General features: G+C 57.1%; 24 protein-coding genes, 1 tRNA gene and 1 pseudogene. 13 read left to right on the plus strand and 13 right to left on the minus strand.

The window, feature by feature from the left end; all coding sequences use genetic code 11:
- The first annotated feature begins 69 nt into the window (after positions 1-69).
- Positions 70-1,089, plus strand: a complete 1,020-nt coding sequence (locus ACQZ5Y_RS05775; RefSeq protein ID WP_025595317.1) for a bile acid:sodium symporter family protein — start codon at positions 70-72, stop codon at positions 1,087-1,089.
- A gap of 66 nt (positions 1,090-1,155) precedes the next feature.
- On the opposite strand, the gene hspL is transcribed toward ACQZ5Y_RS05775, so the two are convergent.
- Complete coding sequence (gene hspL / locus ACQZ5Y_RS05780) at positions 1,156-1,638, minus strand: heat shock protein HspL (RefSeq protein WP_019564988.1); 483 nt, start codon at positions 1,636-1,638, stop codon at positions 1,156-1,158.
- Positions 1,639-2,023: 385 nt separating this feature from the next.
- Here hspL and ACQZ5Y_RS05785 point away from each other — a divergent pair, with 385 nt between their 5' ends.
- Entirely contained in the window at positions 2,024-2,965 is a 942-nt protein-coding gene (locus ACQZ5Y_RS05785) for an alpha/beta fold hydrolase (protein ID WP_003511570.1), read from the plus strand.
- Positions 2,966-3,018: 53 nt separating this feature from the next.
- Here ACQZ5Y_RS05785 and hisN read toward each other — a convergent pair whose 3' ends face one another.
- Positions 3,019-3,795, minus strand: coding sequence for a histidinol-phosphatase (hisN, locus tag ACQZ5Y_RS05790; RefSeq protein WP_003511569.1), 777 nt, complete (start codon positions 3,793-3,795; stop codon positions 3,019-3,021).
- Positions 3,796-4,115: 320 nt separating this feature from the next.
- Positions 4,116-5,000, minus strand: a complete 885-nt coding sequence (locus ACQZ5Y_RS05795; RefSeq protein ID WP_003511568.1) for an N-formylglutamate amidohydrolase — start codon at positions 4,998-5,000, stop codon at positions 4,116-4,118.
- Between the two features lie 181 nt (positions 5,001-5,181).
- Between ACQZ5Y_RS05795 and cpdR the strand changes: the two genes are divergently transcribed.
- Together cpdR and ACQZ5Y_RS05805 are read left to right on the plus strand one after the other, a co-directional pair.
- Positions 5,182-5,544: a cell cycle two-component system response regulator CpdR gene (gene cpdR / locus ACQZ5Y_RS05800; RefSeq protein ID WP_003497910.1), complete on the plus strand. Its 363-nt coding sequence runs from the start codon at positions 5,182-5,184 to the stop codon at positions 5,542-5,544.
- An 81-nt stretch (positions 5,545-5,625) separates the two neighbouring features.
- Positions 5,626-5,700 (plus strand) — tRNA-Val (locus ACQZ5Y_RS05805).
- Between the two features lie 60 nt (positions 5,701-5,760).
- Here the strand turns inward: ACQZ5Y_RS05805 and ACQZ5Y_RS05810 are convergent.
- From ACQZ5Y_RS05810 to ACQZ5Y_RS05820, 3 genes are all read right to left on the minus strand, one after another.
- Entirely contained in the window at positions 5,761-6,906 is a 1,146-nt protein-coding gene (locus tag ACQZ5Y_RS05810; protein ID WP_174060167.1) for a site-specific integrase, read from the minus strand.
- Positions 6,907-7,065: 159 nt separating this feature from the next.
- Positions 7,066-7,443, minus strand: a complete 378-nt coding sequence (locus ACQZ5Y_RS05815; RefSeq protein WP_174060166.1) for a hypothetical protein — start codon at positions 7,441-7,443, stop codon at positions 7,066-7,068.
- Between the two features lie 43 nt (positions 7,444-7,486).
- On the minus strand, positions 7,487-7,660 hold the full coding sequence (locus ACQZ5Y_RS05820; RefSeq protein ID WP_174060165.1) for an Arc family DNA-binding protein: 174 nt from the start codon (positions 7,658-7,660) through the stop codon (positions 7,487-7,489).
- Between the two features lie 96 nt (positions 7,661-7,756).
- On the opposite strand from ACQZ5Y_RS05820, the gene ACQZ5Y_RS05825 reads away from it, so the two are divergent.
- The 3 genes from ACQZ5Y_RS05825 (at position 7,757) to ACQZ5Y_RS05835 (ending at position 9,724) form a co-directional block, all read left to right on the plus strand.
- Positions 7,757-8,407, plus strand: a complete 651-nt coding sequence (locus ACQZ5Y_RS05825; protein WP_174060164.1) for an Arc family DNA-binding protein — start codon at positions 7,757-7,759, stop codon at positions 8,405-8,407.
- 222 nt (positions 8,408-8,629) lie between these two features.
- Positions 8,630-8,851 carry a helix-turn-helix transcriptional regulator gene (locus tag ACQZ5Y_RS05830; RefSeq protein ID WP_174060163.1) on the plus strand — a complete coding sequence of 74 codons (222 nt, stop codon included), beginning with the start codon at positions 8,630-8,632 and terminating at the stop codon, positions 8,849-8,851.
- 357 nt (positions 8,852-9,208) lie between these two features.
- Positions 9,209-9,724: a hypothetical protein gene (locus ACQZ5Y_RS05835; RefSeq protein WP_113291630.1), complete on the plus strand. Its 516-nt coding sequence runs from the start codon at positions 9,209-9,211 to the stop codon at positions 9,722-9,724.
- 84 nt (positions 9,725-9,808) lie between these two features.
- Here ACQZ5Y_RS05835 and ACQZ5Y_RS05840 read toward each other — a convergent pair whose 3' ends face one another.
- From ACQZ5Y_RS05840 to ACQZ5Y_RS05870, 7 genes and pseudogenes are all read right to left on the minus strand, one after another.
- A complete protein-coding gene (locus ACQZ5Y_RS05840) occupies positions 9,809-10,045 on the minus strand; it encodes a hypothetical protein (protein WP_174060162.1) in 237 nt (78 codons plus the stop codon).
- Positions 10,046-10,089: 44 nt separating this feature from the next.
- A complete protein-coding gene (locus tag ACQZ5Y_RS05845) occupies positions 10,090-12,525 on the minus strand; it encodes a hypothetical protein (RefSeq protein ID WP_174060161.1) in 2,436 nt (811 codons plus the stop codon).
- Positions 12,526-12,559: 34 nt separating this feature from the next.
- Complete coding sequence (locus ACQZ5Y_RS05850; protein WP_174060160.1) at positions 12,560-12,808, minus strand: hypothetical protein; 249 nt, start codon at positions 12,806-12,808, stop codon at positions 12,560-12,562.
- A 144-nt stretch (positions 12,809-12,952) separates the two neighbouring features.
- Positions 12,953-14,311, minus strand: coding sequence for a phage major capsid protein (locus tag ACQZ5Y_RS05855; protein ID WP_174060159.1), 1,359 nt, complete (start codon positions 14,309-14,311; stop codon positions 12,953-12,955).
- A 224-nt stretch (positions 14,312-14,535) separates the two neighbouring features.
- Positions 14,536-15,180 carry a hypothetical protein gene (locus ACQZ5Y_RS05860; RefSeq protein WP_174060158.1) on the minus strand — a complete coding sequence of 215 codons (645 nt, stop codon included), beginning with the start codon at positions 15,178-15,180 and terminating at the stop codon, positions 14,536-14,538.
- A 168-nt stretch (positions 15,181-15,348) separates the two neighbouring features.
- Positions 15,349-15,630 (minus strand): hypothetical protein, encoded by a 282-nt coding sequence (locus tag ACQZ5Y_RS05865; protein WP_174060157.1) that lies wholly within the window; start codon positions 15,628-15,630, stop codon positions 15,349-15,351.
- 330 nt (positions 15,631-15,960) lie between these two features.
- A pseudogene (locus ACQZ5Y_RS05870) lies at positions 15,961-16,137 on the minus strand (hypothetical protein); the annotation flags it as partial.
- Positions 16,138-17,036: 899 nt separating this feature from the next.
- On the opposite strand from ACQZ5Y_RS05870, the gene ACQZ5Y_RS05875 reads away from it, so the two are divergent.
- From ACQZ5Y_RS05875 to ACQZ5Y_RS05900, 6 genes are all read left to right on the plus strand, one after another.
- The gene (locus ACQZ5Y_RS05875; protein ID WP_003511565.1) at positions 17,037-18,050 is read left to right on the plus strand and encodes a substrate-binding domain-containing protein; all 1,014 of its coding nucleotides are present in this window, start codon (positions 17,037-17,039) and stop codon (positions 18,048-18,050) included.
- A 69-nt stretch (positions 18,051-18,119) separates the two neighbouring features.
- Complete coding sequence (locus ACQZ5Y_RS05880; protein WP_174060155.1) at positions 18,120-19,640, plus strand: sugar ABC transporter ATP-binding protein; 1,521 nt, start codon at positions 18,120-18,122, stop codon at positions 19,638-19,640.
- Between the two features lie 12 nt (positions 19,641-19,652).
- A complete protein-coding gene (locus tag ACQZ5Y_RS05885; protein ID WP_003511562.1) occupies positions 19,653-20,654 on the plus strand; it encodes an ABC transporter permease in 1,002 nt (333 codons plus the stop codon).
- A 29-nt stretch (positions 20,655-20,683) separates the two neighbouring features.
- On the plus strand, positions 20,684-21,658 hold the full coding sequence (locus ACQZ5Y_RS05890) for a sugar-binding transcriptional regulator (protein ID WP_038494403.1): 975 nt from the start codon (positions 20,684-20,686) through the stop codon (positions 21,656-21,658).
- Positions 21,655-22,653: an aldo/keto reductase gene (locus ACQZ5Y_RS05895; RefSeq protein WP_174060154.1), complete on the plus strand. Its 999-nt coding sequence runs from the start codon at positions 21,655-21,657 to the stop codon at positions 22,651-22,653. The genes ACQZ5Y_RS05890 and ACQZ5Y_RS05895 overlap by 4 nt, the downstream gene beginning before the upstream one ends.
- Before the next feature lie 122 nt (positions 22,654-22,775).
- Positions 22,776-24,500, plus strand: a complete 1,725-nt coding sequence (locus ACQZ5Y_RS05900; protein ID WP_174060153.1) for a glycerol-3-phosphate dehydrogenase/oxidase — start codon at positions 22,776-22,778, stop codon at positions 24,498-24,500.
- Position 24,501: the final 1 nt, after the last annotated feature.

Genomic DNA, 24,501 nt, shown 5'->3' on the forward strand with positions numbered 1-24,501 from the left:
TGCATCCGAATTCATGATGAGCGATAGTATGGGATATTTCAAGAAAAACCGATGTCGGAAAGACCTCCCATGACCCGCTTCCTGCCTGACCGTTTCACCATGATGCTGGTGGCCACCGTGATCCTGGCTTCCCTTTTGCCGATCAGCGGACAGCCAGCGGTGTATTTCGGGCTTGCCACGAAACTTGCAATCGCATTGCTGTTTTTTCTCCACGGCGCGCGGCTGTCGCGGGATGTGGTGATTGCGGGTATCTTGCACTGGCGCCTGCACATGGCGATCCTTCTCGTCACCTTCGGCCTTTTCCCATTGCTGGGCGTGGCGATCGGTTTCATTCCCGAGAGCATTCTGCCGGCACCGCTTTATATGGGTGTGCTGTTTCTCTGCGTCCTGCCGTCGACGGTGCAATCGTCCATCGCCTTCACATCCATGGCAGGCGGAAACGTGCCTGCCGCGATCTGTTCAGCCTCCGCCTCGAATATTTTCGGCATGGTGCTGACGCCGCTGCTGGTCGGGCTGCTGTTCACGGTCGGTGGCCATGGTGGTGGATTTTCGCTGGATGCGTTCCTGCAAATCTTCCTGCAACTGCTCTTGCCCTTCATCGCCGGCCAGGTGCTGCAGCCGTGGATCGGTGACTGGATCAGGGCACGCAAGAAATTGCTGTCGCCGGTCGATCGCGGTTCCATCCTGATGGTGGTCTATCTTGCCTTCTCCGAAGCAGTTATCGAAGGCATATGGCAGACGTTTTCCGTGCGCGATATCGGCGTTGTCATCGGCATCAATATCGTTCTTCTGGCGCTTGTTCTCTGCGTGACGATGTTCGGCAGCCGGGCGCTCGGTTTCGACAAGGCGGATGAAATCACCATCACCTTCTGCGGGTCGAAGAAGAGCCTTGCCAGCGGCGTGCCCATGGCAGGAGCGATCTTCGCCGGCCAGAGCATCGGCGCAATCGTATTGCCAATCATGCTCTTCCATCAGATTCAGCTGATGGTCTGCGCAGTGCTGGCCCAGCGTTATGCCCGCAAGGCCCATGAAAAAGCAGCGATAACGGAAACTGTCGCTGCGGAAGGCGCGGCAGTATCCACCCGCTGAGGGCTGAATTTTCGGCAAACAAAAACGGCCCCTTAACGGGGCCGTTCGTTTGATATCCGGATCGGCTTAGTTGACCTGGGCCGGCGTGATCTGTGCCTCGATCGTCTTCGGCGCATCTGCGCTGTCGGAGGAGATCGCGATACGGCGCGGTTTCATGGCTTCCGGAATATTGCGGACGAGATCGATGTGAAGCAGACCATTCTTCAGGGAAGCGGTCTGGACTTCGACATGATCAGCCATCTGGAAGCGGCGTTCGAAAGCGCGCGTGGCAATGCCGCGATACAGGAACTCGCCTTCAGACGACTTCTCATCTGCAGCCTTCTCGGCTTTCACCGTCAGCGTATTGGCACGGGATTCTATGCTGAGTTCCGTTTCATCGAAACCTGCAACCGCCATGGTTATACGATAGGCGTTTTCACCCGTCCGCTCGATGTTATAGGGCGGATAGGACTGGGCCTGTTCGGGCTGGCCGAGGCCGTCGAGCATCGAAAAAAGACGGTCGAAACCGACGGTGGAGCGATAGAGGGGGGAAAAATCGACGTGACGCATGGTGTCCTCCTTATGAAGCGACTGTTTGCGGTTGATCCGGCGTCCCTTTCTGGCGACGGCCGGACATATGGCGCGGCCCCGTTCTGGCGGCCGCATGAATGAGATGGGAATGGCTTGGCGCTCCGTCAAGGGGGCGCTTTAAAGCGGAAAGGGCGACAACAAGATGAACCATCGCTGAACATCCGGTTCCAGCATCGTTCAGTTTGAGAGCCATAAATATCCGTCATCGGAGACATGCTCCGTGGCAGAAGCAATAACGTCCCTTCTTCTTCTGTCCTATTCGCCGGAACCGCGACTGCTTTAACCGACGGTTCCGGCAATTTTTTCTTTGACCTTCCGCCGCCGCCGACCTATCCCGAAAAGGCAGAGAAGCCGGAAAAGACCGATGATCGAAGCCACATTACGCGAGAGCGAAGACAACCCGGTTCCCGGCAACCATACCGTCGGTTATTTCACCGGCCACGGCGGCAAACAGCTTCGATACGCGATCTTCCGCGCCAGCCGACACATTGCGCGCGGAACCGTGGTTCTGCTGCATGGTCGCAACGAATGTATCGAGAAATATTTCGAGACCGTCAGCGATCTGACGGCCATGGGATTCTGGGTCGCGACCTTCGATACGCGCGGGCAGGGCGGTTCCGAACGGCTGCTGAAGAAGCCAGGCGCCGGGCATGTACGACGTTTTTCCGACTACAAGCGCGATATAAGTTTGTTTCTCGAACAGGTGGTGCTGCCGGATACCCGGCTGCCATTCTTCATGATCGCGCATTCAACCGGCGCACTTGCAGCACTGGCCGCAGCACCCGGCCTGTCGAACAGGATCGACCGTCTGGCGCTTTGTTCGCCCTTTATCGAGCTGGACAGCCAGCAATCCGTTCCTTCGTCCGTCATCCGGCTGGTCGCGACCGCTTTAAGCCTGTTGGGTCTTGGAAAGCTTCAGCTCGGCAGGGATCAGCGCGAACGGGATTTCGATGGCAACCCGCTGACCTCTGACGCCAGACGTTTCGCCAGAAATCTTGCGCTGCATCGGCAATTTCCGGAACTCTTCATCGGCGCACCGACAGCGCGATGGGTTTATGAAGCGCTGAAAACGATGGGTCGGGTGACCCGTCAGGACCATCTAACGGACATAACCATTCCCACCCTCATTCTTGCGCCGATGCTGGATACGATCACGCCCTATAAGGCGCAGGAGGAACTCTCGCGCAACTTCCGCGCGGCGCAGCTTCTTCCCATAACCGGTGCTCGCCATGAATTGCTGCATGAGCGCGACGTTTTCCGCAAACAGGCGCTGGCGGCCATTGACGCCTTTTTCGCGCCGGAATGACGCGGCGATGACGGGGATGGCGCGGTTTGCGCCATCCCCGTCAGTCGTACCATCTACAGTTTTGAAAGAATGGCGAGCGCCTGTTCGTGCACGGCTTTGGAACCGGCTGCCAGAATGCGGCCGCCATTTTCCGGACGACCCCCATCCCAGGTGGTGATGATGCCACCTGCCTGTTCGATCACCGGAATGAGCGCGCCGACATCATAGGGCTTCAGGCCCGATTCGATCACCAGATCGACATGGCCGGCGGCAAGCAGGCAATAGGCGTAACAATCCACGCCATAACGGAAAAGGCGAACCTGATCCTGTACCTTGTCGTAAAGGGGCTTTTCTTCCGCCGTGAAGATATGGGGTGTCGTGGTGAACAGCACAGCATCCGACAGCGAAGCGCATTCGCGCGTGCGGATCTTGCGTTCACCATCCGGCCCGAAATACCATGCGGCCTCGCCGTCGGCGAAATAACGCTCTTTCGTGAAGGGCTGATCCATTATGCCCATCGAAGCGCGACCGGCCGACTGGAAGCCGATCAGCGTGCCCCAGACCGGCACGCCGGAAATGAAGGCGCGTGTGCCGTCAATCGGATCGATAACCCAGATATGTTCGCGATCGAGACCGACATTGCCGTGTTCTTCACCCAGAATGCCGTGTTGCGGGAAACGTGCCTCGATGAGGGCGCGAATGGCGCTTTCTGCTGCCTGATCGCCTTCCGTCACCGGATCATAGCCGCCGTCCTCCTTGTTGGTGACGGCAATGCCTGTGCGGAAGCGGGGAAGCGTTTCAGCGCTGGCGGCTTCGGCAAGTTTGAAGAAGAAATCCCGGTCGGGCAGCATGCGAAACCTCATTGCCTGAATTATTGGGCCTGAATTGTATGGCGAAATGCATAGACCGGAATTGCACCCGCCGTCCACACGTACGGATGCAAGCAAGGCCGATTCCAAATTTTCATCATAAGCCTAAAAAAAGTGCATAAAATAAAATGATTGACAATTGTGCATATAATGCGTAGCGTGACCCTGCAGTCTTTGACTGTAAATACCCTCCTTGGGTGTTTCCTCCCTAGACTTGACCGCGCCAAGGCGCGGTTTTTTTTGCCCGGCGCGTGGCCAGGCTGTCTGGAACAGAGGTCTGAAATATCCTGGAATTTGATGTGTTATTCGGCGGCGAGCGAGGTTTCGATCGCGTATTCCGAAACAAAAGCGCCGAGCTGGCGCATGAAGATTTCAAGCGATGCCTGAATGGCGGGAAAATCTGCTTTCTTCGAAAGCGTTTTTTCATCGACGTACAGCGCCCGATTGACCTCGATCTGGAGCGCGTGAAGAGAGCGGATCGGTCGCCCGTAATGTTCCGTGATGAAGCCGCCGGCATAGGGCTTGTTGCAGACCGCAACGAAACCCAGTTCTTCAAGAAAATGCAGGGCGGCGCGGGAGACCTCCTGGGAAGCACTGGTGCCGTAGCGATCGCCTATAATGACATCCGGCCGCAGGTTTGAGCCGGCAACGCGGATATTGCCCGGCATCGAATGGCAATCGATCAGTACCGCCATGCCGAAATTGGCGTGGGTGCGTGACAGCAGCCGGCGCAGGCAGGCGTGGTAGGGTTTGTAAATCGTCTCGATCCGTGACAGCGCCTCGTCGACCGGCAGGCGGTGGGCATAGATGTCCATATTCTCGGCGACGATACGGGGTACCGTTCCCAGGCCGCCGGCAACCCGCATGGAGCCGATATTGGCGTAGGGAGGCAGAGTGCCTTCGAACATGCGCGGATCAAGCTCGTAGGGCTCGCGATTGACGTCGAGATACGCGCGGGGAAAATTGGCTTTCAGCAGCGGCGCACCGATGTCGGGCGCAGCGGCGAACAGCTCGTCAACGAAATGATCTTCCGAGCGCCGGATCTCGTGCGAATCAAGCCGCGCCGATTCCAGAAAGGAGATGGGGTAACAGCGACCGCTATGGGGTGAATTATAGACGAATGGCAGGGTTTGAACGGCAGGTTCCGTTACTTCGAACAGCTCGTATTCACCCGTTATCCAGTCCATTCAGTGCCATTTACCATGTCGTAAACTATCAGGATGTTCATGTTGCCAGTTACGGTGCGGCAAGTCCATACTATCGACCATGCAGCGCTATACCGATTCTTGTGTTCACATGATATTTACCGTGAAAATCCTATAATCGGGCTAGGGTATCTCAAACATTGAGCAGTTACGGTCACTTATGATGAATCAGAAAATTCTTCTCGCTGAAGACGATAACGATATGCGCCGCTTTCTCGTCAAGGCGCTGGAAAAAGCCGGTTACAAGGTTTCTTCCTTCGACAATGGCGCAAGCGCTTACGACCGGCTTCGCGAAGAGCCTTTCTCGCTGTTGCTGACAGATATCGTCATGCCCGAAATGGATGGCATCGAGTTGGCCCGGCGCGCGACTGAACTCGACCCCGACCTGAAAGTCATGTTCATCACCGGCTTTGCGGCCGTCGCGCTGAACGCCGATTCGAAGGCTCCAAAGGATGCCAAGGTGCTTTCCAAGCCGTTCCATCTTCGCGATCTGGTGGATGAGGTCAACAAACTCCTTGTGGCGTAAGGGGTCTCAAAAAACCTTCACAAAACCGAAAAAAAGCAGTTGACGCATGAACCGGTTTTGTGGTCTATCCGCCGCCACGGAGGGCGTGTAGCTCAGCGGGAGAGCACTACGTTGACATCGTAGGGGTCACAGGTTCAATCCCTGTCACGCCCACCATCCGATTACCTGATTTATCAGGCGTTTGCGAGGTTGACGACATAACCCGCACTTCCTTTCCTATCGATTGCCCAAACTGTGCCCACGAAATCGCCTCTTGGCGTTCGGCATGGCGTCGGGGTGGTGGTGTCCATACACGTCACGAATCGTTTTCTCTGACGTGCCGGTGAAGCCTGCGACTTCCCAGATCGGAATGCCGCGTTGCATCGCCCAGGTGATGTATGTGTGCTTGAGGACGTGGGGCGTAACATCGTCGTCGAGACCAGCCAGAATGCGCGCCCGCTCGAAGCCCTTGCGCTCTTTCTGGATCAATCGCCCGTGATACTCGACAGGGCCGTTCACTGTGAGGCGGCACCAACGCTCAAGATGAGGTGCGAGGTTTTCCGCGATGGGAACCGCTGGCCTGCGCTTGTTGGTTTCTTTCTGGCCTTGGCCGCGCCGATACATGACGCCGCCGGCGAGATCGAACCAGCCGCCCTTTGTGGTTGCTTTCCAGCGCATGGCAAGGATGGCTTCGTGCCTCGTCGCCGTGTAGAGGCCGATCAGGATAAAACGCGCGACGTGATAGGAAGGGCGAAACATTCGCCCCCATTTGACCGGCTGGCGCGTTTTTACGTCGCAGGCGATCACAGTGAAGCCGAGCGCCCCGCCGATCAATCCGGCGACCTCTGAGCGTGTCAGCCAGCGTTGGCGCGCCTCCGCCTTCTCTGGAAACGTCAGATCGATATCAACCGAAAGTTTCTTCTCTTTACGGCAGAAGCGCAGCGCCGCTTGAAGCGTTTCCAGCTCGCGGCGCGCAGTCGTCGGCTGCACCTTGCGCCTGCCTATCTTTCCAGCTGCACGGCCAGCTACATATTGGCGGCAGGACGATGCGTCCAGCCAGTCGCACATGCTCTCCCCGAAGAATTCGAGCAGCGGGGTCATGTGGTATCCGACAAGCTCAGGATGCGCGTGAGTGACGGCCTTCTCAGTTCCGTAATAACCCAGCACATCCGCGATTGAGACTTCGTGAGGTTCGCCAGTGCGCCATTCCGGCTTGTGTTTGGCCGCTAGGTAATCTGCGAGGGATTTTTCAGCGCCTGTGCGATTAAGTTCGCCGCAGCCTGTGCTGATTTCAGGCTGTCCGCTGTCGAGGATGACCCAGATTGACGGCCTGCCCTTACGGCGGCGGAGGTAGAGGCGTGGCCCCTTGGATTTTCGCGGCATCTTGCCCTCATGTCTGCAATGTCGTTGAGCGTGACGTAGATTTTCCCCGCAATGATCTCACGCGCGAGATTGCCGCGCCGGATCTCCCGGCGCAGGCTGTTTTCCGTTATCGATCCATCGGGGAAAGCTAACTTGGCGGCTTCAGCCAGCCGCAACGGATCATTCGGCGCTGGACTGAGTGTCATTGATATCTCCCGCCTCCCTCATCCTGTCGCGAAATTCGAAAAGCTGCGAAGACAGACTGTTGGCAAGTTCTTCAAGTGCGCGACAGCGTTTAGCTGTGTCGTCGACCTGAAAAGTCAGATAGCGGCGCTCGTCACCAGAGATAAGGTGGTAACCGGCAAGCCGCTCATCTTTAGTAAACTTCGCAGCGTCACTGTTTCGAAACATCTGTTCGACAGAGTTTTCCAAGATCGTTGCCGAAGTGGCCGCATTGTAGACATCGCCCTCAAGAAATTCGCTAGCTGTAACGATCTCCCAAAGGTGATCGGCGGCACTTGCGCCACCGGCCATTTTCTGATTAATCTTCGTACGCATTATGTGACCTTTCCATAAGGTTAGGAAAAGCCCACGCTGGTTCTCAGGCCGTAGCGTGGGCTTTTTGCGTTTCAGGTTGCGCGTATGCGCGGCTCAACTGGAAAACAATCTCAGCATTCATCGACCGATTATTGCTGTCGGCCTCACACCGAATTTTGTCACGCATGCCATCCGGCAAACGTAAGGGGAATTGATCGCTCTCGCGGCCAGTCTTCATATTTGCGACTCCGATAGGACTACGGTGATATTAGTAGGACGGTAGTCCTATTGACGTCAAGCGAATAATATCACAGTGGTCCTATAGAGGTGCGATATGAAACAATCGACTGGCCGAGGATCTGACCAATTCAATCTGCGTTTCCCAGAAGGGATGCGCGACCGCATCGCTCAGGAGGCCGATAAGGCCGGACGTTCAATGAATGCAGAGATCGTTGCGCGCCTGAGCTTTACCCTCGACAGCAATCTAGGCGACAGGGAGAAACTGAACGCCGAAATTGACCGCTACCAAAAGATGATTCGTGAGTTCATCCAACAAATCGCGGGGCTAGTGACGACCAAGAACGCGTTGGCGCTTCTCAACGAACACAGCGAAGTTGCCCGAAAACAAAACCTGATTTTTCTCGAATCGCTTTGCCAAATGATCATCAGCGAACAGCAGGCACCGGAGAACTTGAAAGGATTCGCCAGCAAAACACTGGCATCCATCGAGTACCACAGCGAAACGGAGGATCTGAAGCAGGTTCTGCCGTCCGATGTGCCCAGCACGGAAGATGAGGTGCAGGCTATCATCCGCGATGTGACGGAGAACGCCGAAGAGCGCGCCAAGGGCGACCCTTGGGCTCAAGCTGTCGGCAATAACGGCTTTTACGCAACGGTCGATATTTCCCAGCGGGATCCGACAAAAATTCCTGATGCGCCCAAAGCGAAAAAAGTTAAGAGCAAAAAAGCAGATGACGCCGAGTAGGAAAACCGACGCGAAGCCAGAGCGCGCGCCTGGCTAAGTTGAAAGAGGATCTGAGGTAGTGGCGACAGCAGCCCTTGTGCGAAAACAAGACCTGATGCGCGCCGCCGAGGTGGCTAACGCCACTGGCTGCCGTATAGAAATAAAGATTGGTGATGTGACGATAACGGTCGTGCCCAAAACGGAAACAAAAGAAGCGGGGATCGATTACTCCCGACCATCCCTATGACAATCTTTTACCCACCTCGAGGAATGTCACGCGATGAAGCCGCCAGGTACATCGGCGTCGGCATAACGAAATTCGACCAGATGGTGAAGGATGGCCGCATGCCTAAGCCTAAGCGCGTTGATGGCCGCACTATATGGGACCGCATCAAACTGGACGACGCTTTCACCCGTCTTCCGGATGAAAACATGATCGACGCCATTCTGAATGGCAGATCATAACGTCATCAGATCGCCAACTTGGCGATCTGATCGAACGCAATGGGAACATTTGCTGTGTGAAACAGCGCGTGTATCGCAAAACGCCTGTGGATTGTTATCCTAGCTGATGACAAGCACAGCGATTCCAGAGTCATAATGTTCGCGTGCCGGAGAGCAGATGCGTTTAGAACCGCAACAAAGATCTGCTCCCCGTACACTGGCGACCCCGGAAGAGGGAGGACGGCGGCAACCGATCCTCCCTCACCTGTCCGGACAGGAACCATTCTTCAATAATCCGTCCGGCCTGCAAAGCCCTAGGCTACATTTTGCAAGCATTTTTGTTGAGAAACGAAACACGAAAGCGCCGTAGGCATAAGAATGGAAGATCCTGACGAATCCTTGTTGGTTGAGCATTGGACAGACGAAAAGCGCCGCGAGCGTTACCAGTACTATGCCCGTGAAAAGTACGAGTTTTATAAAGCTGCTCGCGAGGCGACGTTCAAGGCCAACATAGAATATGGCAAATGGCTGCTGGCGTCAGGCTTGGTAGTCCATGGCGGGGCTATTTACGCAATCAACACGATTAAAGACGCAGGCAAACCGCAACTCATGCAGGGACTAATGCTCGGGGCACAGTGGAACGTCGCAGGTATAGTCTTCATATTGATCGCTGGATTAGCAGCTTGGCTTAACTTTCAGGCTGCGACCTTGATTTATAACGAATGGGCCAATCCGCTGATGGTCTACAAGACAGATCAGTTTCCTACCGATCGAAAGAAGACGAATCCTGTCGGCGCAACCCGCTTGCTCTCGATTTTTTCCGGCCTATTTGCTTTGTGGGCCTTTATCGCCAGCGCGGCAACTGTGTTCCAAGCACTCAAGAATAGCTATTAATTCTTCATCATTAAGATCGCTAACACTGAAAAAGGGTTCGCAAAGTTTGCGAACCCTCAAACTGGTGGGGAATTTCCCCAGCAATCAACCGGGTATTTTCCCCAGTTGCGGCAACCGCAACACATGCGGATCTCCAAGCCTTCGCCTGACGATCAGATCGCCAGCACCCTCCGCCTTCAAGACCGCTGACATCGCCGTTGACTTGCCGACGCCGGCCAGCTGCGCCACCTCGATGTAGGAAAGCTCGCAGCGCCTGTTCTCGCGGATATGGGCGCGGATGACATCGAGGGCGCGGGTTTCGCCTTTGGTGTATTCAGTCATTTTTGCAGCCTCAAGGAAAAGGAATAGGTGAGAAAAAGGGTGCTCTAGCTGCCGGTCGCCGACCATCCGACTTGGATAGTTCCAGAGGTGAAATTGGTGTAGACCTTGAACCCAGTCTCAGTGATATCGTACGGCTTCACAACAACGGGTTCATTTGCTGCTCGATGCCAGCAAGAGACGATTGGGGCACCCACGAACCTGTGCGGAAACGTTATTGTTTCGCCATTTGCCTTATTGTCGTTCCCACCGATAGTCGTCTGATTACCCCGAAAGCCGCAGCCGGCAAGCAGCGGAGTGCTGATCAGCGTGGCGGGTCCAATGAAAAGTTTGTCGCGCAAGGCGGTTAGCGCGCCATGGCTTTCAACCAGGTTTCTCCAGTTGGCAAACTGCCCACCCTCGATCCTAGCCCAGTTCAACGCTGCTGCATCAGGAAACAGGAAACACGGCGCCGCCGTTGTGATGGTGTTGTAGCGCGTAAATGCGTTCGCTATCGAGGAGAAGCCATCGAGCTGCAGAAGTATATTGATGGCCGCTTCCAGTGGCGCAGGAGTAACATCCCCAAAATTCTGATGGAAGAAGTGGTTGAGCGCTAACCTCAGTCCACGAACTCTACCGGCTTTAATGCCCGCACGCGACGCATTCCAGTGGAAGTTAGAAATACTGATGCTATCGAAGTATTTTCCCGTGCCGCTCTCGACATCTTCGCGGATTGCATAAGCACAATTTACAGCTTCGCCATTTGTAAGCGTAAAGCCCTCTACAGTGCCATCTCCTATCCACGCATCCTTCTGTGAAATCAGGATGGCGTTCTGCGTTCGGGACGATCTGAAGTTATTCAGCTCAAACCCTGTAATGTTCGTGGCTTTGTCGCGGACGATCTCCAAACCTGCCACAGCCAAAGAAGCCTGATGGCCGTCCTGATTGTAAATATTGAGATTGCTTGCCCGGACCTGAGCGGCATCCACCAGCCTGACGCCCTTTTTCCACCATTTTCCGGGGCCTCCGCCTCTAACGACAACATCGTCCAGTACGATACGTTCAATTGTTCCAGAGCCGGTGTAAGACCACTCCGCCTCAAATCCCGTGCGGCCTTCACCAGCAGCAGAATGTACCTCTTCGCAAACGATAGACACCCCTCTGACATTAACCCGATGCGCGGAAGAGACCGTTTCGAGCGTATCAGTGGACAGAAATTTGAAGCCACCTTCTCCGGTGCACCGAATACGGGAGACGCCACTTCCGTCTCCCTCAATGGAAAGCGATCTGTCTTGTACGAAAATATTCTGGTCGAGAACGGTATCGCCAGGAGGGATTTTGAAGACGACATCCTTGCGAGGAAGCGCAGCAATCTTCGCAAGCCCTGCGGTATCCGAATTAATTCCGTCATGCGGAGAACCCGCTTGCTGCACTGATGGAACGGCCTCCGAAATTTCCCACCATCCACCGTTCACGGCATCAACAGTTCCATTCGGCACAAACCGGTCGACAGAACGCACCCTGAGACCGTGAGAAGGCTCTACTGCTACACGCACATACTGTGCGTGACCTCCGTCACCCATCACTGCATAGCCACGAGTTTCCAGCGAGTTCATACCGGCAGGAAATTCAATAGACTCCATCCCGTTGCGGGTGGCTGTGATCGGCACTTCCTTTTCCGACACGATATCGTTGACGTAGCCGGCAGCCTGATCCCGCGCAGACTCGGAGCCGGCGCGCGCCGCTTCCGACCGATCGGCCTCGACATCGGACCTGTCTGCATCCTCTTTACTTTTCGCAGCCCAGTGCTTCGCAGAGAAAGTCGTCGCGCCATCGCCGCCGAGGCTCGCTGGAAGCGGCGCATCTTCCTCGTTGTTCGCCCATGCCTTGGCGGACTGAAAATTGCGAAGCGAGTTCAAGTCAGAAATCAGACGGAATGTCGCTCCCGACACGAAGCCAGCAACCACGTCATTCTGCTGCATCTCACCCGCATCCGGATCTTCGCCGGTCCGCGTCTTGATGGTGAGCGCAGCTCCGCCATCGAAGGAAACTGTGACAGGCGACGTGATATTCGTGGTCGGTATGGCGAGGGTTACCAATGCGACTCCGTCCCCAGCCGGCAGACGCGGAGATGTCGATGCAATAATTGCGTTCGCCGTGCTGGCGTCAGTCGGAGAGGCCGTTACAAATTGGTAGCCTGGAAGGAACGACGTCAACTGCGTCCACGATCCAGACCCTGACGCACCAGTCTTGATGTAGAGGCCGTTGTTGGAAGCCGTTTCATCGTTGTAGACGATGGCAATGGTATTCGCTGCATAGACCAGCGTCATCGCTGCCCTTGTTGCAAACCATGGACCGGAAGACAGGACGCCCGATGTGACAAGAGTTTCCACCCAACCGGCCCAAGCGCGCGCATCTGCTTTTTTAGGATGGTTGAAGCCCGATGAGGGGATGCCGTCAGCGACGTAATCTCTCCAGACTTCCGAACCGCGAGGAGCATTCATTTTATTCTCCTAACAAGATGAGATTGTAATGTTGTCATCGGACGAACGCAGCGGCCTGTTTTTCAAGGACGGACGCCATAGCATGGACTGCGCTCTGTGCCTTTTTGTCGTCTCCTGCATCCTTCCTGATGCCTTCGGCAATTGCGCGAATAGTTGATGCGCCCTCGTTGGCCGTCAGAACGTTTTTTGCGACAAGGACATCTACCAGGCGAAACACGATCTCTGTTCCCAGATACATGTTAGCGGCAATCCCTCCCGCTAATACTCTTGATAATTCTGTCATTTTCAGATCCATTCGTTAGAGTAATGGCGGCCCCTGGGGGATCAGGAGCCGCCGCGCTTTCCCACCTTGACCCTTCGAGATTTCGGCGCAGGGAGGTGGTTTCCGTTATCGGCCGAGCGTCGGCCTCATAGGAGCGCGCCGAAATTACGGGTTGGCTGCAATCTTCATCAGGCGGATTGCGTTAGGATCCTTGACGCCGCCGCCTACCCGCTTCGTGATGTAGAACAGCACGTAAGGCTTGGCGGTGTAGGGGTCGCGCAGAACACGCTGGCCGATACGGTCATTGACGAGATAGCCCGCCTTGAAGTTGCCGAATGCGATCGGCAAGGCGTTGGCCGCGATGTTTGGCATGTTTTCATCGATCTCGACGGCGGAACCGAGCAGGGTTGCTGGCTGGCCGATGATGATACCAGGGCGCCAGAGATAGTTGCCCTGACCATCTTTCAGCAGGGCGATTTGCGCCGCAGTGCTGCTGTTCATCAGCCATGACGCGCCGTTACGGTAAGGAGCAGGCAGGCTGTAAGTGAAGCTGATAAGCGCGTCGGGAGAGATTGCCGCAGCCGATCCGCTATTCACCACTGTGAGATTTCCGCCCGGGTGCCTGTCAGCCGATGCGCCACCCTCGATGTAGGTGAGCAATCCACGCGGCTTGTTGACGCCATCGCCGGAAATGAAGGCAATACCCTCCTGCTTGGCGAAGGTGTCCGCTACTTCGTTCGCGACCCACTCTTCCACGTTAAATTGAGCGTCATCCAGAAGTTGCTGGGTGATAGCAGGGTTGGCGTAGATTTCGCCATTGTCGAAGATCAGGGGTTTCAGTTCTGTCGTCGATGTCTGTGGCCGGGCCGCAGTCTCGCCCACCCAGCCAGAACCCCATGCGGATGTATTCCAGACCGTCGAATAGGCGCGAACGCTTGTCGGAACAACATCGGCAATGCGCCGCATTGGGCTGACGTTTATCAGCGCCTTATTGACGCTGCGATCCCACTCTGTCGGTGCCAGATACCCGCCGTCGCCCGCCGATCCGGCAGACATTGCCGCATTGACGGAGGCTCGATGGCCGGAAGCGTTGGCGTTCTGGATCTCGTTTTCGCCCTGACCTTTGCGGACGAACGATGCAAACAGCTTGGAATATTCAGGATCCTCCGGCATTCCGAGAGAAACATTCATGCCTTGTCCAGCGATGCTGGCGCTGAGATCGTCGAGGGCCTTCTGCATGTTCGCCTGCAAACCATCGATACGGCCATCATTTTTCGTTTTGAAGGCTTCGAATGCCGTTGTCAGTTCGGCCAGCACACTCGCTGGGCCGCCGCTCGCAAGAACTCGGTTCGAAATGCAGCGCGGCGCGGCCAAAGGCGCAAGGCCGACCATGGCCGTGACAGTGTGGTGAATATCCGGCGCATACGCACCTACCATCATTGCTTCGGCGGGCGAGCCGAAAAAAGAGAAAATCAGGAAAGCGGACAGGAAAAGCAGAGCCGCAGCGCAAGCGAATTTAGGCATATGAGCCTCCAAATGGCCCACGAGATCGCGCAATAGCGCAGACACACGTCGAGCGATTAGATTGGGGAAAACTTGGAGGTAGCGCCTGGCGTACCTGTCCGCGCAGAGTAACTCATGCGCGCTGCTTATGCTTCGCTGATCCAGCCTGGCAGAGTAACGCTGCATACCAGGTGTCGCTTTGACGTGCCGGAAAGACGGCGAAGCAAGTAACGATACAAAAGCTGTCACAGGTCGTTCCCTTGGTCAAGCGTGGAAATAAATCTTCCGCTGTTTTCCAGCAATCGACCGACATCAGGCGCAGAAACACCGGCCGCCATCATCGCGGCGGCCGCGCCGCGCACGGCGCCCTCAAAAACGATTTCAGGCTCAAAATCTAGCTTCGAGAACAGGTTTGCCACGGCTCTTGCTACAGCTTTTGACTGCTGAGCACGAACCTCGTCAGTGAGTGGAATATTCATCGCATTTTCCTTGTTTTCATTGGGTTTCGGGTTGGCCAGATCAAACAAATCTCCGGCTTGATAGGGTTGATTTTCAGCGGAGAGTAAACAGCGGCGCGAGCAGTACTGCCGCGCTCGACCGGGGCCAGCGGCACGAATTTCGAGGGTCTGAGCGCAGCGACGGCACGCCGTGACTGGGATTGGCGGCGAGGCAGCGTTCCACTCCCGCCGCTGGCCGGCGGCATGAGCGCGGCGGCATTCTTCGCCGCAAAACCTCACGGGCCGACCCATTCGATGGACGCGCTGGAAGCCCAAGCCGCATTCCGCGCAGCGGTCTAGTGAAACCGTTGGCGCATCGGGCTTTTGAGCGATTTCTTTGCCGAAGAGGTCGCGGAAATTTAATGGCTCTAAACCGGGAATAATTCGGCCCAAATCACGCACTCCTTCGGTTTAAGCTATTGAAAATACTAGCATTTGTTTTCGGTGAGGTGTGGAATTGGGGGGCAGAAACGGGTTGACCGGCAAAAAACTCGCGCCGAGAATTAAAAATCTCCGAATGAGGGGGACGCGGGTGCGGGAGGAAGCGGGTTTCCAGACTTTTCATGCCCCCCCTCCCTTCGGCATCTGGGACACGCGCTCAACCACCACGGCGATGCCGCCGCCTTGGCGTTTCACTTCCGCAACGATGGCCTCTTGCTGGATCTCGGCTGTCATGCGCTCGTCGATGAAGCCACGCATGGTGTCGCCCAGTGCCGCAATCGCATCCTCAAGCCGATGCCTCGCCGCTTCCTGTGCTGCTACAACCGAAGGTAGTTGAGGCTTCGGGCGATGGGCTTTCCGCAGACTGTCTCTCAGAAGCCCTTGAACCCTATCCGCTGACACAGGTCTGACGGGTCTTGGCGATGAAAGAGGCTCGGCCCTTCCACTTGCTCCGTCGCTATCAGTTAGTTCCTTTAGTGAGTTTCTTATATTAGTTAGGGTGAACGTTTGTTCACTGTCTAAGTGAACGTTTGTGCACTGAGTATGTGCACGTTTGTTCACTATCTCAGCGGTCCCATCGTCCCTCGCAAACGCGTCAACAATCTCTCTCAGTTTGGTCCAGTTGGGCTGATAGCTGCTGCGAAAACCGTTCCCACCGTGACGCGTCTTTACAACCAGTCCGCTCTGGTGGAGGGCATTGGTGGCCTTCACAACGTTACGAGTGCTGATGCCAGCCTTGGCCGCAATGCGGTCCGTTCCGGGGTCGCACTGTCCGGTCTTGGCATTGAAATGTGCAAGCAGAACCGCGCCTACGGTCTTCGCATCGCCTGACAATCCACGGGCCAGCGCGATAGCTTTGAAGGCCATAGCGAAGTCATTCTTGCCGGGAAGTTCCGGCCTGTCATTCATCGATACGTCAGCCTGTGTGCCGCGTTGGCAGCGTCTGTTGCCTCGATGATAGTGAGGCTGAACTTTCGGCGCAGCGCGACCAGGACGTTACCTGACACAGTCGAGCGATTGAGATACAGCCACATCGCTGCCTCTCTGACACGCGGCTGATACTCGTCGAGCAGCCTTATCAGATCGTCCGTGGGCGCGTGTTGCCCGCCCAAACTACGCCCATGATATGCGTGATCAGAAAGAGAACATGCACCAGATTTGTCAAATCCCGTTCCCTGCGCTACAAGGGTGTCCGGAGGTTTCAACATGGTTGACATCGTAGGGGTCACAGGTTCAATCCCTGTCACGCCCACCATCCGAATTCTTAAATATCAAGGCCTTGCGAGAAATCGCAGGGCCTTTTTGCATAGTGGCCCCAGTGTCAATCGAACCTGTCCCCTATGGAGTACGCGTCAACGGTCCCATCACAGGAACACGCTGCGACACCGTCATAAATACCACTCCAACTAGGGCAAAGAGGATCGGCAGGAGGACTTAGCGGCCTTCCATGCGGCATGGACATGGAGAAGGGCGTGATGAACCGAAGCGTTTGCGCGCTACCCGCCATTTGGCGTCCTGAGTGCATCGCGCCTTGCCATCCCTTGGTCTTAAGACATCCGACTGCCGCCAGCTGATTGGTATAGGCACGCTGATTGACTGCCTATTCGATCCGCGGAGTTCGCTCGAGCGACGGGCTATCCTGTAGCAGCCTCCAAACTATCCATGCGCTCCGCAATAAATTTCACTCAAAAAAATAAAATGCAAACCGGATTGACGCTTGCCCGGTTTCCCGATATCTCAAACGTCGTGCAATAAATTACACGACTTAAAATTTATTGCGGATTGGTCATTGTCCTTGGGAGGGGAATATGTTGGCTTTTCTGAAATCGACCGTTGCCGCGGGTGTTTTAGCCGTGGCGATTTCCGCAGGCGCCGGCTCTCAGGCCGCTGCTGCGGGCAAATTCGCCTGTGAACCGGGCGAGACCTATGTGATGAACGTCATGGTTTCCAGCCACCCCTATTGGGTGCCGGTCTTTGAGGGTTTCAAGCAGGCCGCGAAGGCCTTGGGCTGCGAGGCCGTTTTTACCGGCACGCCCGAATACGACATCACCAAGCAGATCGCGTCCTTCGAGCAGGAGCTGGTGAAGAAGCCGAAAGGCATATTGCTGCATCCGATGCAGGCCGATCCCTTTATTGAACCGATCAACAAGGCGATCGACTCCGGTGTTTCGGTGACGACTTTTGCGGCGGATTCGCCCAAGTCGAAACGCACCGCCTATATCACCTCGGACAATGTTGCCGAGGCGAAATTTGCGGCTGACGAGATCGTCAAGAAGCTGGGCAAGAAGGGCGAATATGCCGTTCTCGAAAATCCGGGCCAAAGCAACCATGATCTGCGCGTCACTGCACTGATCGATTACATGGGGCGCACTTATCCGGAAATGAAGCTCGTCGGCCGCCAGGCGACCAACCAGGATGCAAACGTCGCCTATCAGGCGGTGGGTGCCCTGTTGCAGGCCAACCCCAATCTCGGCGCATTGTGGATTCCTGAAGCCGGCTCGGCTGAAGGCGCAACGACCGCTGTTCTCGAGGCCAAGAAGAAGGTCCTGATCCTGCATGCGGATATTACCCCGGCGACGCTGGAGCACATCAAGCAGGGCAACATCTACATGTCCATCAATCCCAATCAGGGCGTTCAGGGCTTCATGGGTTTCATGAATACCTTTCTGGGTGCCCATTCGGATCTGATCGACCCCTTCAACGACTACAAGGTATCAGGCTTCAACCCGATGCAGGTGCCTTCGATGGACAATGGTTTCGCCGTGATTACCAAGGCGAACGCCGCTTCCTTCGATCTCAATGACTATATGAAAGGGCGCTGACGCGCCGCCCTGAAACCGGCGAGGTTTACGCCTTGCCGGCAAAGGGGAGCCACGTTCGGGAGGGGCGTTATGGGCGAGGTCATCCTCAACATGACGAATATTCACAAGGCGTTCGGGCCCGTGCGGGCGTTGCGCACTGCTGCCTTTGAGCTGCGGCGGGGAGAAATCCATGCGCTCGCGGGTGAAAACGGCGCCGGTAAATCGACGCTGATGCATATTATCGATGGCATTTTGCAGCCTGATGGCGGCGAAATCCTGCTGGACGGCAAACCGGTCAAGATATCCTCGCCCAATGCGGCGAACCGGCTCGGTATCGGTTTCGTGCATCAGGAGATTGCGCTTTGCCCGGAAATTTCGGTTGCCGAAAACATGTTCATGTCGGAGACCGGCCAGAGCAAATCCTGGTTCATGAATTATCGCGATCTTGGCAAGCGGGCGGCAACCATCCTCAAGGAAATCGGCGATATCGATCCTGCCAGCCGTGCCGGTGATCTGTCGATTTCGCAACAGCAGATCGTCGAGATTGCAAAGGCGCTGACGCTGGACTGCCGTATCCTGATCCTTGATGAGCCGACGGCGGCTTTGACCGAAACCGAGGCCCAGACCCTTTTCCGGATCATGCACCGGTTGGCGGAACGCGGGATTGCGATCATCTATATCTCGCACCGGATGGCGGAGATTTTTGAGCATTGCGACCGCATTACGGTGATGCGCGACGGTTGCCACATCAGGACGGAGAATATCTCGGAGATTTCCCCGGAGGAAGTCGTCAACAGCATGGTGGGACGGGTGCTCGACAAGCTCTACCCACCGAAACTTGCAGAAGAAGAGAAATCGAGTGACGTCATTCTCTCTGTTCGGGGACTGAACGAGGGAAAGCGCGTTTTCGATGTCGATTTCGATCTGCGCCGGGGCGAAATCCTCGGGCTCGCCGGCCTGATCGGCGCAGGGCGAAGCGAAATTGTGCGGGCGGTCTGCCGGCTGGAGGGAAAACCAAAAGGCGAGGTCACGTTGCGCGGCCGGCCGCTGAGGCTCAAGGACTATCGCGACAGCATCCGCGAGGGGCTGGTCTATCTGTCGGAGGACCGCAAGGGCGACGGGCTGTTTCTCAACATGTCCATTGCCGCGAATGTCTCGGCGCTTGATGTCGGCAGGATATCAAACGGCATGGGCTTTATCGAACGGCGCAAGGAAATGAAGCGCGCCGACGAGTTGGGACGCCGGCTGAAATTGCGGGCAAACAGCGTCGGTGACGCTGTCTCTACCTTGAGCGGCGGCAACCAGCAGAAGGTGGCACTGGCAAAGATGCTGTCGGTGGAGCCACAGGTCGTCTTTCTCGACGAGCCGACACGCGGGGTGGATGTGGGCGCAAAGGCCGAAATCCACCGCCAGATCCGGGAACTGGCACGCGAGGGTGTGGGCGTGATCGTCATATCCTCTGAATTGCCGGAACTCATCGGTGTCAGCGACCGCGTACTGGTCGTGCGCGAGGGGCGCATTGCCGGCGAGGTTGAGGGTGAGGACATGACGGAAGAAAAGATCATGCAGCTTGCATCGATCAATATTGCAGAGAGCCCGGCAGGGGCCTGAGGGAGCGGGAAAATGGCAACATCGGAAACACCTTCGGGCATTGCAGAAGTGGCGGTTCGCCGCACAGGCTGGTGGGAACCGGCGCTCAAGGCACGGGAAACCGGACTTATCGTCATCATCCTCGCCCTTTTCGCGGTGATGTCTTTCATATCCCCGTATTTCCTGACGGTCGACAATCTGCGGGCCATGGCGATGGTTTTCGCCATCGAAAGCATCGTCGTGGTCGGCATGACGATCCTGTTAATCTCGGGCGGCATTGATCTATCCGTCGGTTCCGTCACGGCGCTTGCGATGGTTGCGGCTGGCTGGCTATTCCTCAACGGTGTCGATCCCTGGGTCGCGGCCGGGCTGGCAATCTGCCTCACCACGTTGGTCGGCATGGCCATGGGATTTCTGACAACGGTCATCGGCCTGCATCACTTCATCGTATCGCTCGGCGTCATGGTGATTGCGCGCGGCGTCTGCCTGCTCGCAACGGGCGGCCGGCCGCTCGGTCTCTACTCGCTGCCGCCGGAATTCAAATTCATCGGCCAGGGCGCGCTTGGCGGCATTCCGCTGGTGCTGATCATATTCGCGGTGGTGGTCGTCTGCTTCGATCTCTTGCTGCGGCGTACGACGGCATTCCGTAAGGTGTTCTATACCGGCAGCAATCCGAAAGCGGCGGCTTATTCCGGCATCCGCGTCGGCCGGGTGGTGTTTGCCACCACCACACTTTGTTCGATGCTGTGCGGTGTCGCAGGCGTGATCTACATGGCCCGCTTCGGGTCAGCACAGCCGAGCTTCGGAGTCGGCATGGAACTTAACGTGATTGCAGCCGCGGTCATCGGTGGCGCCAGCCTTTCGGGCGGCTCGGGCACCATTCTCGGCGCAATCCTCGGGGCGATCCTTCTGTCGGTCGTTTCCAGTTCGCTTGCCTTGCTCAATGTGTCTGTCTACTGGCAGGACATCATCAGGGGAAGCATATTGCTGACGGCGGTCCTGTTCGACCACTATCTTGTCAAGCGTCGCCGCTGAGCGCCTGTGGTAATTGGAGATATACGATCATGCTGGATACCAAGGACGATTTCGATCAACAGAGGCAGATGTACTCCGTCCTGGTGCTGCATTTCATCGAGGGCGTGAAGCAGTCGGAAATTGCCGAGCGGCTCAATCTTTCCCACACCAAGGTGAACCGCATGATAGCGGCGGGCCGCAAGGCAGGCATGGTAAAGATCACTATCGCCAGTCCCTATCAGAGGCTGGTGGACCTCGAAAACGAGATCACACGCCGCTTCGGCCTCAGACAGTCGGTGGTGACACCGACGGTGTCCGACAATCCGGAAACCGCGCTGCAGATGGTCGGACGCGTGGCCGCCAACCACTTGCTGGAGACTATCCGCGACGGCGACGTGATTGCGATTACCGGCGGCAAGGCGGTGAGTGCCGTCGTCGATAATCTGGAGGCCGAGCGCCGTTTCGATGTGCGGGTAGTGCCGCTGACCGGCGGTGTCCAGGGCAAGCACTATACGGATGTCAATCATCTGGCCACGCAACTGGCGGAGAAGCTCGGCGGCAGCGCGTCGCTCATTCATGCGCCGCTATTTGCCGAGGATGAAGAACAGCGTGATCTCCTGATGAATGTCGCTTCGATCCGCGAAGTGTTCGACTTAGCGCGACAGGCGCAGGTGGCACTGGTTGGCATCGGTTCCGTGGAGGCGCCCGGTTCCGGTTATTACGATCTGCTGCCGGATGCGGCCCGTGGCGGGCAGGCGCTGGTGGATGCGGGCATTGCCGGGGAATTCCTTGCCCATCTCACCATGGCGGATGGGCAGCTGGCGCGGATCGATCTCAACTCGCGCGTGGTGGCGCTGGACCCTGGGCAGCTTGCCCGGTGCCCGAACATCATCGGCGTGGCGGCCGGGGCCATCAAGGCCGGACCGGTGGCAGCCACGCTTGCCGGCCGCTATCTGACCTCGCTCGTCGTGGACGAGGCGATCGCCGGCTATTTACTGGATCAGGAAGAGGGGGAAACTTCGTGACGGACAATTCAATATTGACCCGGACGATTGGCGGCAGCGGTATCAGCGCATCAGCCGTGGGGCTGGGCACCTGGGCCATCGGCGGCTGGATGTGGGGCGGCACCGACGAGCGGCAATCCATCGCCGCTATCCACGCCTCCATTGACGCCGGCATTTCCCTGATAGATACCGCGCCAGCCTATGGCATGGGTCTTGCGGAAACCATCGTCGGCAAGGCGATTGCCGGCCGGCGCGACAAGGTGGTGCTGGTCACCAAATGCGGGCTGGTCTGGCATGTGAACGAGGGCGCCTATTTCTTCCACCAGGATGGCAAGCCCGTTCACCGTTATCTCGGCGCCGCTTCGATCCGGCATGAGGTCGAAGAGAGCCTGAAGCGGCTCGGAACCGACTATATCGACCACTATGTCACCCACTGGCAGGATGCGACGACGCCGATTGCCGAGACGGTGGAAACGCTTGTGCGCCTGAAGGATGAGGGCAAGATCCGTTCGATCGGCGCGAGCAACGTCTCGCCGGAGGATTTGGTAGCCTATATCGCCACCGGCGCGCTGGATGCCATCCAGGAAGAATATTCAATGGTGCGGCGGGACATCGAGACGACACTTCTGCCGCTTTGCCGCACGAGTGCTGTTTCGGTCCTGAGCTACTCGTCGCTGGCGCTCGGTCTTCTGTCCGGCAAGGTCGGACCTGAACGGGATTTTGCAGGGGATGATCAGCGCAAGGGCAACCCGCGTTTCAGCCAGGCAAACCGCGAGAAGATCGCGCGGCTGACGCGGGGTCTGGAGCCGGTGGCCAAAGCGCATGGCGCGTCGATTGCGCAGGTCGTGATTGCCTGGACGATTGCCCAGCCCGGCATAACATTCTCGCTGTGCGGGGCGCGCGATCCGGCTCAGGCGGTTGAAAACGCTGCTGCGGCCCGCCTGCGCCTCGCGGAAAATGAACTGGCTCTTATCAGCGCCGGCGTTGCCGAGCATCTCGTGGGGCTCGATGCGTAAATCATGTAGCTGAGACGGGGCTTCAGGCGAATATCGCATAATTTTCGCCACCCCTCTCTCTCGTCGCTTTAAACGTTTAACAACATTGGGACGCTGGTTGTTAGCCAGCGAACGGTATTCCTATGCCCAGTTTTCGCGAGGACGCTCTACGCCGCATCCGGCAAGACGGTGATTTCGACGCCGTCGTCATCGGCGGCGGTATCAATGGTATCGCCGCCTATCGCGATCTCGCTTTACAGGGACTGCGGGTGCTTCTGGTAGAGCGCAACGACTTCTCGTCCGGTTGCAGTGCTGCACCCTCGCGCATGATCCACGGCGGCCTGCGGTATCTCGAAAATGGTGAATTCGGCCTTGTGGCGGAATCGCTGCGGGAGCGTGATGCGCTTCTGACGCTGGCACCGCATATGGTTCATCCGCTGCCGACGACGATCCCGATATTTTCAACCTTCAGCGGCCTGTTCAATGCGGCTGCGACCTTTGTGGGTTCCGGCGGAAAACCCGCCAGCCGGGGGGCACTGGCCATCAAGGCGGGCCTCATGCTCTATGATTTCGTCACCCGCAAAAATCGCATCCTTCCCCGACACACCTTCCGTAACGCACGCAAGACGTTGCAACGCTGGCCGGGCCTGACGCCAGGCATCAGATATTCGGCCACCTATTACGATGCGTGGATCAGCCAGCCCGAACGGCTTGCGCTGGAGCTTCTGATCGACACCCGGGTCGATGCGCCGCAAAGCATTGCGCTGAACTATGCCGAGTTTCTCCGTGCGGGCGACGACTATCGTCTTAAGGTGGAGGGCACGGACGAAACCTTGCCCGTCCGGCCACGCATCATCGTCAATGCGACGGGCGCCTGGATCGATGAGACGATTGGAGCGCTAACGACCACACAGGTTGCGGGGAGGGCGAAACCGACCGTTTCCGGCACCAAGGGATCGCATCTGATCCTCGCCAACGAGGCGCTCTTTAAGGCCTTGAACGGCCATATGATTTTTTTCGAGAATGCCGACAACCGTGTCTGTATCCTCTTTCCCTATCTTGGCCGGGTTCTCGCTGGTTCGACAGATATCAAGGTGGATCGTCCCGAACGGGTGCGATGCGAACCGGAAGAGCGTGATTATATTCTCGATGCGGTCCGTCAGGTCTTTCCGCATATTTCCATCGACCATTCCGACATCGTCTACAGTTTCAGCGGCATACGCCCGCTGCCGCGCAGCGACGCGGCCTTTACCGGAAGAATATCCCGCAGCCATTTCATCCACCGCGTGGAGGGCGATCCGCCGCAGCTCTGCATGATCGGCGGCAAGTGGACGACGTTCAGAGCCTTTGGCGAACAGGTGACCGACGAGGCTCTGGCCTTTCTCGGACGCAAGCGGCTGACTGGCACAATGAACCGCCCGATCGGCGGCGGCAGGAACTTCCCCAGCGGTGCCGGGCGCCTGCCGGCCCTGCTGTCGGAGGAATTTTCGATCGACCGGGACCGGGCTGAGTATCTGGCATCGGCCTACGGTTCACGTGCCTTCGAGTTGATGGGTTTTTGTCGGGGCCGCCCGGATGACAGTCCGCTTTGCGAAAAACCGCCGATCACGGCGGCAGAGGTGGTCTGGCTGATCCGCTGCGAACATGTCCGCCATCTGACGGATCTCATCCTGCGCCGCACGACGCTTGCCATTACCGGCGTCATCGATGCCGATCTGATCGATGCGATCCTTGGCGTCGCAGCGCGCGAGCTGGGATGGGCGCCACAGCAGGCGGCGGACGAACGGCGGCGGCTCGTTGATGAATTGGAGACCTTTTACGGGGTCACGACGGCAATGCTTAAACACAGATGCAAGGAGAATGCATGAT

It is taken from the genome of Agrobacterium sp. A3-95 (assembly GCF_053521785.1).